Origin of the sequence: Bartonella rochalimae ATCC BAA-1498, assembly GCF_000706645.1 — a bacterium.
GTDB lineage: Bacteria > Pseudomonadota > Alphaproteobacteria > Rhizobiales > Rhizobiaceae > Bartonella > Bartonella rochalimae.
Genome location: NZ_KL407337.1, coordinates 18,206 through 30,835, shown reverse-complemented (window position 1 = coordinate 30,835; position 12,630 = coordinate 18,206). Strand labels below are relative to the sequence as shown.

4 protein-coding genes are annotated in these 12,630 nt (G+C 37.1%); 3 read left to right on the top strand and 1 reads right to left on the bottom strand.

Features of this window, described 5'->3' with window-relative positions; genetic code table 11:
* Positions 1–63: 63 nt before the first annotated feature.
* The 3 genes from rpsA to pncB all read left to right on the top strand — a co-directional run bounded on the left by rpsA (position 64) and on the right by pncB (position 11,943).
* Positions 64–1,764 carry a 30S ribosomal protein S1 gene (gene rpsA, locus O99_RS00110; protein ID WP_035005501.1) on the top strand — a complete coding sequence of 567 codons (1,701 nt, stop codon included), beginning with the start codon at positions 64–66 and terminating at the stop codon, positions 1,762–1,764.
* A gap of 182 nt (positions 1,765–1,946) precedes the next feature.
* Positions 1,947–10,520, top strand: coding sequence for a GH36-type glycosyl hydrolase domain-containing protein (locus O99_RS00105; RefSeq protein ID WP_035005500.1), 8,574 nt, complete (start codon positions 1,947–1,949; stop codon positions 10,518–10,520).
* Between the two features lie 118 nt (positions 10,521–10,638).
* Complete coding sequence (gene pncB / locus O99_RS00100) at positions 10,639–11,943, top strand: nicotinate phosphoribosyltransferase (protein ID WP_035005498.1); 1,305 nt, start codon at positions 10,639–10,641, stop codon at positions 11,941–11,943.
* Positions 11,944–12,228: 285 nt separating this feature from the next.
* Here the strand turns inward: pncB and O99_RS00095 are convergent, their stop codons facing one another.
* The gene (locus tag O99_RS00095; RefSeq protein WP_035005496.1) at positions 12,229–12,615 is read right to left on the bottom strand and encodes a YbaN family protein; all 387 of its coding nucleotides are present in this window, start codon (positions 12,613–12,615) and stop codon (positions 12,229–12,231) included.
* Between the last annotated feature and the right edge of the window lie 15 nt (positions 12,616–12,630).

Genomic DNA, 12,630 nt, shown 5'->3' with positions numbered 1-12,630 from the left:
TCATATTAACACTAACCTAGCGCTTATACCTTTTGCAACATAAGGTATGTATCAGGAGTTCTCATGTCACAATACAATCCCACAACAGCAGATTTTGAAACCCTTTTAATGGAATCATTTCAAACGAATGACCTTAATGAAGGATCTGTTGTTAAAGGCCGCATCATTGCAATCGAAAAAGATATGGCCATTATTGATGCTGGTCTTAAAGTAGAAGGACGTATTCCACTTAAGGAATTTGGTAGCAAAAGTAAAGATGGTTCTTTACAAATCGGTGATGAAGTTGAAGTTTACATTGAACGTATTGAAAATGCGCTAGGTGAAATTGTCTTATCGCGTGAAAAAGCACGTCGTGAAGAAAGCTGGATTCGTCTTGAAGAAAAATTCAATGCTGGGACACGCGTAGAAGGCATTATCTTTAGTCAAGTTAAAGGCGGTTTTACGGTCGATCTCGACGGTGCTGTTGCTTTCTTGCCTCGTAGTCAAGTCGATATTCGACCTATTCGTGATGTTGCACCTTTAATGCATAATGCACAACTTTTTGAAATTTTAAAAATGGATCGTCGTCGTGGTAATATTGTTGTCTCACGTCGCGCTGTCTTAGAAGAAAGTCGTGCTGAACAGCGCTCAGAAATTGTTCAAAATCTTGAAGAAAACCAAATTGTTGAAGGTATTGTCAAAAATATAACAGATTATGGAGCCTTTGTTGATCTCGGTGGTATTGATGGACTTTTGCATGTTACAGATATGGCATGGCGGCGTATCAACCATCCATCTGAAGTTTTAACAATTGGCCAAACTATTAAAGTTCAGATCATTCGTATCAATCAAGACACTCATCGTATTTCGCTTGGAATGAAACAACTTGAAAACGATCCATGGGATAATATTAACACTAAATATCCAGTCGGTAAAAAAATTACTGGTGCTTTTACAAACATCACTGATTATGGTGGTTTTGTTGAAATCGAACCAGGAATCGAAGGATTAATCCATGTCTCTGAAATGAGTTGGACAAAAAAGAATATACATCCTGGAAAACTCCTTTCTATATCACAAGAAGTAGAAGTTGTTATTCTTGAAATTGATTCTTCTAAACGCCGTATTTCGCTTGGTTTAAAGCAAACATCTGAAAATCCTTGGGTAGCTTTTGCGAATAAATACCCAGTGAATTCACAAATTACAGGCGAAATTAAAAACAAAACAGAATTTGGTCTTTTCATTGGTCTTGAAGGTGATGTCGATGGTATGGTTCATCTTTCTGATCTTGATTGGAATCGTCCTGGTGAACAAGTTATTGATATTTACAATAAAGGTGATACTGTTCAAGCTGTTGTTCTTGATGTTGATGTTGAAAAAGAACGTATTTCTTTAGGAATTAAACAACTATCCAGTGACAAAATGAGAGAAGCAGCAGCGTCTGGAGAATTACGGAAAGGTGCCACTGTTACATGTGAAGTAATAGACATTAATGAAAATGGCGTTGGTGTGAAGCTTATTGAACACGATCTTGAAGTCACCATCCGCCGTACTGATTTGGCACGGGATCGTGATGAGCAACGTCCTGAGCGTTTTGCTATTGGACAAAAAGTTGACGCTCAAATCACTGCATTTGACAAAAAAAACCGTAAGCTTTCAGTCTCAATCAAAGCCTTAGAAATCGCAGAAGAAAAAGAAGCTGTAGCTCAGTATGGCTCTACAGATTCAGGAGCTTCTCTTGGTGAGATTCTCGGTGCAGCTTTAAAAAAGCAAGAACAAGATTAATCATGAAATAAAAGGCCACTAATTATATAGTGGCCTTTTATTCTTCATTAGAGAATCTCTTTTAATCCCTTAATTTTTGACAAGAAAATTCAAAGCTTAAAAAATGAAGTGTTCACTTATTGAGAGAAAATACCAATAGTCTATTGAATAAATAACACATCATCGAATAGTAATAGAATATTATGGTCCCCAAATTACATCGCATGAAGTGGTTTTCTTCCCAAAAGACAAAAATTCACTCTCTCGACGAAATTAGTTTGCCTATCCGTTCAACTAACAAATCAGAAGAAGAGCTTTATAAGTTAGGCTACACTATAGCCTCTGACCAAAAAATCTTTCTTCCTGAATATAAAGAAGAAGAAAGTAATTTTCGCAAACGATTAATTGAAAATTCTAAACTTATTCTCCATGTCTTTCACATCAATGACGTTGCTGCACGAAATAACGAAACAATTGCACCATCCGCCCAGTGGCTTATTGATAATCATTACACCATTGACAAAACTATACAGGAATTACGCTGCAATTTTTCTAAATCGTTCATCAAGCAACTCCCCTTTTATGAACAAAAAAAAGAAATTCCACGTATTTTTGTTTTAGCTTGGCTTTATGTTGCCCATACAGATAGCAGATTTTCACAAGAAACGCTAACAGCAATGGTTAATGGTTTTCAAAAAATTTGTACTCTAAAAATTAGTGAATTATGGGCTCTTCCTTTTGTTGTTCGTATAATCTTAATTGAAAATGTCCGCCGTCTTTCATTGCGTATTGAACAAGCACGCTATATGCGCTTTCTTGCTAATCAAGCAGCCGATAAAATCGCCCTTACAAAAAATGAAACTCAATTAAATATTCTCACCCTTTATGAAACACTAACCTCTCATTCGATTTTTTCAGCTCATTTATTTTACCGTCTGCGAGGTGCATCTGTTGATGCAACAATAGCGTTAACCTGGCTTGAAAAACAGTTGCATCTTCATGGCAGTAGTCCAGAAATGATAACAGCTGATGAATATACTCGTCAAACAACAGATGGTATCACCATGGGCAATATTATTCGTACTCTCAAAACTATGGATGATATTGATTGGACGGCATGGTTTGAAACAGTAAGTTGTGTAGACTTTATCCTGCGTAAAAATAGTGATTTTTCTGAAATTGATTCTCATTCACGTAATGCGTATCGACAAGTCATCGAAAAAATCGCCCATCGCTCCCCTCTTAGTGAGTTAGAAATTGCATGTAAAGCTGTAGAAATGGCAAAAACTTGTTCTCAAGATGTTGCCTGTAAGAATAATTTCTCTGTTGGGTGGTACCTGGTTGATGACGGACGCCCTATTTTTGAAGAAGCCTGTCAATATAATCCATCATTTCTGACAAAATGGATTCAAACTTATCATCGTTTAAAAATAGGAATTATTGCCATCCCTGTTTCTCTTTTAATGCTGGTTCTTTTGTCCACGATCTATATTTCATTACGAACATCTGGTCTCACACCATTAATGACACTCCTTTTCACTGCACTAGCACTTTTTCCTACTATGGATGCTACTTTTGCTTTTTTTAACACTGTTGTTTCATGGTTTGTTTCACCAAAACGGCTCATTGGTTATGAATATAAAGAAGGTATTCCTGAAGATGCGCGCACTATGGTTGTTGTCCCCACTTTAATCACATCACGTCATGATATTGATGAACAAATAAATAATCTTGAAGTACACTACCTTTCTAATCCCCAGGGAGCCATTCATTTTGCTCTCATCACAGACTGGGCAGATTCTCCATTTGAAGAAACACAAAACGACCTTGCTCTATTGCACTATGCAAAAAAGGGTATTGCTCAACTAAACCAGCGCTATCAGCGTAGTAACATTCCTTTATTTTTTCTTCTCCACCGTCGACGTCTTTATAACGCTCATGAAAAATGCTGGATGGGATGGGAGCGTAAACGGGGAAAACTTCATGAGCTTAATCTCTTACTCCAAGGAAATAAAAATACGAGTTTTTATGCTCCAGATCCACATCTTCCCATGGATTGTCGTTTTGTTATGACCTTAGACTCAGATACGCGTCTAACTCCTGAAAGTGTCACTAAACTCGTTGGTAAGCTCAACCATCCACTTAATTGTCCCGTTTTTTCTGAAAAAAATGGAAGGGTTGTAAAAGGCTACAGCATTTTACAACCCCGTATTACACCTCCTCTCACAGCAGAAGAAGAAACATCAATTTTGCAACAGATTTTCTCTACCAATCGTGGAATTGATCCTTATGTCTTTAGTGTATCTGACATTTATCAAGATCTTTTGGGAGAAGGAACTTTTACCGGAAAAGGTCTTTATAATATCGATGCCTTTGAACAAGCACTGAAGAACAAAATCAAAGAAAACACTGTTCTTAGTCATGATCTTTTAGAAGGAAGTTATGCACGTGCTGCACTTGTCAGTGATGTAGAAATCATTGAAGATTATCCAACAGCCTATAACGTGGATGTCGCTCGTCATCACCGTTGGATCCGTGGTGACTGGCAGTTATTGCCTTATCTTTTAAACCACCATAGCGTGAGTCTCACTACGCGCTGGAAAATGCAGGATAATTTGCGCCGTTCTCTTACACCACTCATGTGGCTTGTTGCAGCAACAGCAGGATGGTCTTTTTTACCGTCAAAGATAGCAATTGTTTGGCAAATATTTCTGCTTTTTAGCCCCTTTATTGCATCAATTTTAGGTTTGCTTCGTACATTCATTTCCTCCAATAGCGATTATTCTTTACGCGGACAGTTACAATTAATTTTAAATAATATTTCCTCCACGATCTTAGAAATATTGCTTAAAATCACATTTATAGCCCACTCAGCTTATTTTATGACTGATGCAATCATTCGTGCACTCTATCGCATGATGATTTCCAAACAATATCTTCTTGAATGGAAAACTTCAGCCACAATGAAAGCCATTCCCAATAGTTTAAGCTTCTATATCATCACTATGTGGCCAGCAGTATTTATTGGTATTATAGCTATAGGATTACCTCTCTTCTTTCATAATTCAACAATATTGATTGCTTTACCTTTTGGGCTTTTATGGTTTTTCTCACCGCTGATTGCATGGATTGTTAGTAAACCAATAACATTTCAAGATGTTCTTGATATATCTTCTGCAGATAAAAAAATACTGCGGAGCATTGCACGACGGACATGGCTTTATTATGCAACCTTTGTTGATGCAGAAAATAATTATTTGCCACCTGATAATTTTCAAGAAGATCCTGAACCTCTTGTTGCACGACGCACATCACCTACCAATATTGGCGTTTACCTACTTTCTATTATTGCCGCACGTGATTTCGGTTGGATTAGCTTTGAAGATACCATTACGCGAATTAAGTGCACATTAAATACTCTCGAAAAAATGGAAAAATTTCGAGGTCATCTTTATAATTGGTATGAAACAGATACACTTAAACCTCTTCTACCAACTTATGTTTCAACAGTTGATTCAGGTAATCTTGCTGGCCATTTAATAACGCTATCTTCCGCTTTAAACGAATGGGCTGAAGTACCTAATGCTTTTTTACAAAGCGATCTAGATGGCTTATTCGATATTAGTAATATTCTTGAAGAAATCTTAAAAGAAATTCCTGATAACCTTAAGTTTCTTCATCCATTCCCTCAACAGATCAAAGAGCATATTGCTCATTTTCACCACTCTGTTAGTGAACTCAAAGCAAAATCAGCAACTGTTATGAATATCTCTCATCTTTCGATTACTGCTCGTAACATTGTACATTTAATCAATGAACTGGATAAAATAATCCAAACAAAAGAATCTGCTCATATGTTATCCTGGGCTAAATGCCTGGTAGAAAACTGTGAAGCTTATAACCATGATATTACCAATAACTATGATATTAAAGAATTATGCAAAGAATTAAATACTTTATCTGAAAAAGCCCGACAAATAGCTTTAGATATGAAATTTGATTTTTTAGAACAGACTGAACGTCAACTTTTATCTATTGGTTATCGCGTACAGGAAAATAAACTTGATGAAAGCTGCTATGATCTTTTAGCTTCAGAAGCGCGTCTCTCAAGCCTCTTTGCTATCGCTAAGGGCGACATTAAATTTAAACATTGGTTTCGTCTTGGCCGATTACTTATCCCAATTGGTTGGAAAAGTGCTCTATTATCATGGTCAGGATCCATGTTTGAATATCTTATGCCTTCTCTCATTATGCATGAACCCTTAGGGTCCATACTCGATCAAACAAATCGCCTCATTATTCGCCATCAAATACAATATGCGCGCAAACGAGGATTGCCATGGGGTATTTCAGAAGCTGCATTTAATAGCCGTGACCATTTAATGAATTACCAATATTCCAATTTTGGTGTTCCAAGACTAGGGCTTCAACGTGGCTTATCACGCAACGCTGTTATTGCTCCTTATGCTAGTCTTTTAGCCGCACAATATATGCCAACTCAATCTATCGCTAATCTAAAATACCTGCGTAATCTTGGTGCTTTAGGAACATACGGTTATTACGATGCTATTGATTTTACTCCTTCGCGTGTACAAAAAGGAAAAAAATACGCTATCGTACGTAACTATTATGCACATCATCATGGCATGTCAATTCTTGCCATTGATAATGTTGTTTTTGAAGGACGTATGCGCAATCGCTTTCATCGTGATCCAATTATAAAAGCTGTACAACTCTTATTACAGGAAAGAGCCCCACGACAAATTCCTGTTATTCATACTAAAATCAACAATTCTATACATAAAAACTCTAAAGGTTTTGATGATATCCCTGCACGCATTATTACAAGTCCTCTTCTTCAACCTCGAGCAACTTTGCTTATATCTAATGGTTGTTATTCCATAATGACAACAGCAAATGGTTCTGGTTATAGCCGTTGGCATAACTATGCTATCACGCGTTTTATTCCTGATGCATCCGAAGATCAACAAGGAACTCTGTTCTTTGTCCAAGATACGCATAATAAACGCTGGTGGTCTGTCACTAGTGAACCAACACGTATAGCTGAAGAAGAAGTGGTCAGTATTTTTACAGATGAAAAAGCTGAATATATAAAAACAGTTGATGGACTGAAATCAACACTTGAATGTCTTGTTACTTCTGAAGGTGACGGTGAAGGTCGACGTATACAGTTAATGAATACAACAAACAAAGACCGAATAATTGAAATAACTTCTTATGGTGAATTAGCACTCGCAACAATGAAAGATTACTTTACTCATCCTGTTTTTTCGCGAATGTTCATAGAAACAGAAATTCTTGATTCAGGTGGAACAATTTTAGCTAAAAGACGCAAACGCTCTCCTCATGATCCTAATATTCACGTTGCTCACTTTGTTACTGATCCATCAGGAATTATCCGAGAAGCAGAAGCAGAAACCGATCGTCGCATTTTTATTGGCCGTGGTCGATCTATTCATCACCCAATTATCTTTGACCAAAAGACTCGTTTCAAAGGTAATCAAGGGTGTGTTCTTGATCCGATTATCTCAATCCGTTGTCGTATAAAAGTTCCAGCACATGAAAAAGCAGAACTTATTTTTTGGACTTTTGCTGCCGATTCAAAAGAAACATTACAAAACTATATTGAATCCTATCGACAACCTGATATGTTCCAGCAAGCTTTATCAAAAGCATGGATGCATTCACAAGTTTCACTGTATCAAAAAAATATCAATCCTAGAGAAGCTATTACTTACCAAAAATATATAACGCCACTTATTTACCCTGATCGAACGTGGCGTCTTCCTCCGGAAATATTAGCAAAAACTCTTGGAAAACAATCTGATTTATGGCCAATGTCTATTTCAGGAGACTATCCTATTTGCCTTCTCAGACTTGATAATGAAACAGATATCACTGTACTTCGTGAACTGCTTAAAGCATATGAATATTGGCGTATGCGAGGTCTCATTGTTGATCTAGTCATTTTAAATGAACAGACATTTTCTTATCTACAAAATACACAACACGCCATTGAATGGGCATGTGAGTCTTACCGTCACCGTACAAAAGAAATGGACGGACAACATCATATTTTTACCCTCCAGCGCGATAAAATGAATGAACAAAATTTTCAAACACTTCTCGCGTCAGCTCGCATTATCCTGCATGCTCAGAATGGATCTTTATCTGAACAATTGAAACGTATAGAAAATATTGATTCCGATTTAATTATTAGCAGTCATAGTCAAGAATCTAATAATAAATTAAACTACAAAAAATCTAATAAAAAAATACAAAAAGCCCCACAAATCAAACAGACCCTATTTTCTTCCATTGCTCTCATTGATCAACAAAACACTTCTTCTTTCCCCGTACCGAGTGAAGATTTGCGCTACTGGAATGGTTATGGTGGTTTTAATCACCATAACCATTACGTAGTCCGTCTGAATGGATGTCAAACAACGCCACATCCATGGATTAACATAATTGCAAACAATAGTTTTGGCTTTCATGTATCCGCCGAAGGATCACTCTTCACATGGGCTCATAATAGCCGTGACTATCAATTAACGCCCTGGAGTAATGATCCCGTTACCAATCGTCCAGGGGAAGCGCTTTATCTTGTCGATCGCCTATCTTTAAAATGCTTTTCTCCAGTTTCTGCCGTCGAATGTGATAATAAAGTCATTTATGAAGCTTGCCATGGTTTTGGGTTTTCAACTTTTAAATCTAAACATTCAGACATTGCATTAGAACTGACCCATACACTTAATGGAGAAAAGCCAATTCGTTTTTCTCGTCTTATCATTAAAAATGAAGGAGAAACACCACGTAGCTTACGCCTTTATAATTATGCCGAATGGGTTTTAGGAAATATCCGTACACAATACGCGCCCTTTATTATTCCCCATTATGATTCTAAACGTGGTGCACATTTTATTCAGAATCCTTATCACATTGAAAAATCTCAACAGGTTACTTTTTTATCAGCATCCGAAATGCCAACCAGTTTTACGACTAATCGTACTGAATTTATCGGTACAACAGGAACAATTCAGCACCCACAAGCTATTCGTAAAGCTGAACCACTTTCAAATATAGTAGAACCCGGTTGTGATCCTTGTTCAGCCCTCGCCTATGATATCGATTTACAACCAGGACAAACAAAAGAAATCATCTTCTATCTTGGCAATACTGAAAGCATAAAACAAGCTAAAAAACTGCTTGATCAAGCTCGTAAAGATGATTTTCAAATTGTCTTTGCACAACAAAAACAACAATGGAATGATTTTGTTTCTCCACTACAAGTAAAAACTCCTGATCCCTCTTTTGATATTATGGTCAATCATTGGCTGCCTTATCAAATTTATGCATGCCGCTTAATGGCGCGCTCAGCTTTTTATCAAGCCAGTGGAGCATTCGGTTTCCGTGACCAACTGCAAGACAGTTTATCTTTATTATTGCTTAAACCACAATTAGCGCGTGAGCACTTACTAAATGCAGCAGCACACCAATTTCCTGAAGGAGATGTGCAACATTGGTGGCTTCCTGATACGAATGCTGGCGTCCGGACACTTATTTCTGATGATATCGTTTGGCTTGCTTACGGAACAGCTCTATATGTTCGCACCACTGGTGAGGATGCATTTCTTGATACCCCTGTTCCTTTCATCGAAGGCCCTCCCCTAGCCACAGGGCAACAAGATGCTTATTTCCAGCCTATACAATCCTCCAACATTACAACACTGTATGAACATTGTGCTTTAGCCTTAGATCTCGCTATTAAGCGCTGTGGCCCCAATAATTTACCCCTTATTCTAGGTGGTGATTGGAATGATGGTATGAACTTAGTGGGTATTGAAGGCAAAGGTGAAAGTATCTGGCTGGGATGGTTTCTAGGTACTGCTTTACAAGCATTCATTCCTCTCGCTAAAAATCGTAATGATCATAGCCGCGTACAAGCTTGGAGTGCATATTTAAAACGTCTCACTAAAGCCTTAGAAGAAAAAGGATGGGATGGTGCTTGGTACCGACGTGGTTATTTCGATGATGCAACTCCTTTGGGATCTAAAATAAATGATGAGTGCCAAATTGATGCTCTTGCTCAATCATGGGCTGTAATTTCCAAAATGGCAGATTCTAGCCGTCAAAAACAAGCAATGGCATCCCTGCTTGATCACCTCTATGATGAAAAAACTGGTCTCATACGTCTTTTCTGGCCACCTTTCAACAAAAGTTCCCTCGAGCCAGGTTATATTAAGGGTTATCCTCCTGGCATTCGAGAAAATGGTGGGCAATATACTCATGGTGCTATTTGGAGCATTTTAGCACTTGCTGAAATAGGAGAAGAAGATAAAGCTTACACACTGTTTTCAAAAATAAATCCTATCAATCATGGTCAAAATCCAGAAATCTATCGCGTTGAGCCTTATGTCATGGCCGCAGATATTTACACAGTTGAACCACATTGTGGACAAGGTGGCTGGACATGGTATACAGGCTCAGCAGGATGGCTTTATCATGCAGCAACACAAACGATTCTTGGACTTCATCTGCAAGCTGGAAAATTATTTTTACGCCCACATTTACCCTCCTTCTGGCCTGCATATGAAGCAAAAATGAAATTTCACAGCGCTGTTTATAAAATTACAATTAGACGAGCAAATAAAAACATACTCAGTATTGACGGAAAAGAATACAACAAAATCGATCAAGGCATAAAATTAAAAAAAACAGGCAACCATGAAATTGTATATACTCTAGAATCATAAATAAAAAAGCTTTTTATATTGCTCAAAGCTCTAAAATTGTTATAGTTTACTCATTCCTTGTAATGATGCAGGATGCAAAACAGTTTTAAATTTTACTTCACGAAAAAGAACAAAATTCATGAATTGTACAGATATTGCTAGACGTGTCCATAACCATACGTGGAAACTTGATCCAATCATCCGTTCTCTTCTTGATACAGATTTTTATAAACTTCTTATGGTGCAGATGATCTGGGGATTGTATCCAGATGTTAATGCTACTTTTTCTCTCATAAACCGCACAAAAACAATTCGTCTTGCCAATGATATTGATGAAAGTGAATTGCGCGCTCAACTTGATCATGCCCTTAGCTTGCGCTTTACTAAGAAAGAAATGATCTGGCTTGCCGGTAATACATTTTATGGACGTAAACGAATTTTTGAACCAGATTTTCTACAGTGGCTTGAAAAATTTCAGCTTCCAGAATATGAACTAACCCGCAAAGATGGTCAATATATTCTTCGTTTTGATGGACCATGGGCTTACAGTTCTATGTGGGAAATTCCTGCTCTCGCTATCATTAGCGAATTACGTTCACGTGCTGCTATGAAAGATCTTGGTCTTTTTGCACTTGATGTACTTTATGCTCGTGCCAAAACAAAAATGTGGAGCAAAATTGAACGACTTAAAAAACTGCCTGACATTAAAATATCTGACTTTGGTACAAGACGTCGACACTCCTTTTTATGGCAACGCTGGTGTGTTGAAGCTTTAAAAGAAGGAATTGGTAATTCTTTTACAGGCACTTCTAATGTCCTTCTCGCCATGGATACAGATGTAGAAGCTCTTGGTACAAATGCCCATGAATTACCAATGGTTATTTCTGCTCTTACCAACAATGACGATGATTTACGTAAAGCATCTTATAAAGTCTTACAAGATTGGAATCGTTATTATGGTGGTAATCTTTTAATTGTATTGCCTGATGCTTTTGGCACAGAAGCTTTTTTACGAAATGCTCCGGAATGGGTAGCAGACTGGACAGGCTTCAGGCCCGACAGCGCTCCCCCGATCGAAGGAGGTGAGCGAATCATCAAATGGTGGCAAGAAAAAGGAAAAAACCCACGTGAAAAATTATTAATTTTTTCCGATGCTCTAGATATAGATACCATTGAGAAAACTTATCACCACTTTCATGGCAAAGTCCGTATGTATTTTGGATGGGGAACTAATCTCACTAATGATTTTGAAAATTGTGCACCTAAAAATGTTCCAAATCTTGAAGCCATCTCTCTTGTCTGTAAAGTCACCCATGCAAATGGCCGACCAGCTGTAAAACTTTCAGATAATCCTGAAAAAGCTATTGGTGATCCACAAGAAATACAGCGTTACTTAAATTTTTTTGGGAATGAACAACGCACTGCTAAACCTATAAAAATTTAACCATTAATTAATTTGTATAAAAATAACTTCTGAACAATAAATTTAACCGACAAAATATTCCTTTTTAAATATAAAATAAGATTATAATCCAATCTTGCCTCGTTGCAATCGCGCTTCCTAATACCAAGATACAACAATTCTCTTTAATGCATGCAGCAGTCTTATAATATTTTGAAAAATCTTATAAAGTGAAATACCGTTTCGGTATTTATAAATGCTAAACTTTTATAAAATAAATCAAAGTAAAAATACTTCTTTTAGTAAAATTTTCCATTTCGACCATATTTAAGAAGATGGACGCGTTATAATATAAAGAGCTATCATCAATAAAATAACTGCAACCAATAAAATAAGCCATAAAGCTGGATGGATTATCACCAAAAACGATAAAAAACCCCCTAGCATACTTATCACTGCAAAAATCTTGATAGATGGCGGAATAGCTTTCTTTTCCTCCCATTGTTTAATAGGAGAACCAAAAATTCTGTGATTACACAACCAATGATGAAAACGTGGCGATGAACGAGCAAAACACCATGAAGCGACTAATAAAAAGGGTACTGTAGGCATAATAGGTAAAACGATACCGATAAAACCTAATACAATCATTGCCCATCCTAATATAGAATAGCAAATACGGAGAGGGCGAGATATCTTAAAATCTTTCTTCATTATTTATAGCTGTTT

Coding starts and splice junctions, on each gene's coding strand:
- rpsA (WP_035005501.1), top strand. CDS start 64: ATGTCACAATACAATCCCACAACAGCAGATTTTGAAACCCTTTTAATG.
- O99_RS00105 (WP_035005500.1), top strand. CDS start 1,947: ATGGTCCCCAAATTACATCGCATGAAGTGGTTTTCTTCCCAAAAGACA.
- pncB (WP_035005498.1), top strand. CDS start 10,639: ATGAATTGTACAGATATTGCTAGACGTGTCCATAACCATACGTGGAAA.
- O99_RS00095 (WP_035005496.1), bottom strand. CDS start 12,615: ATGAAGAAAGATTTTAAGATATCTCGCCCTCTCCGTATTTGCTATTCT.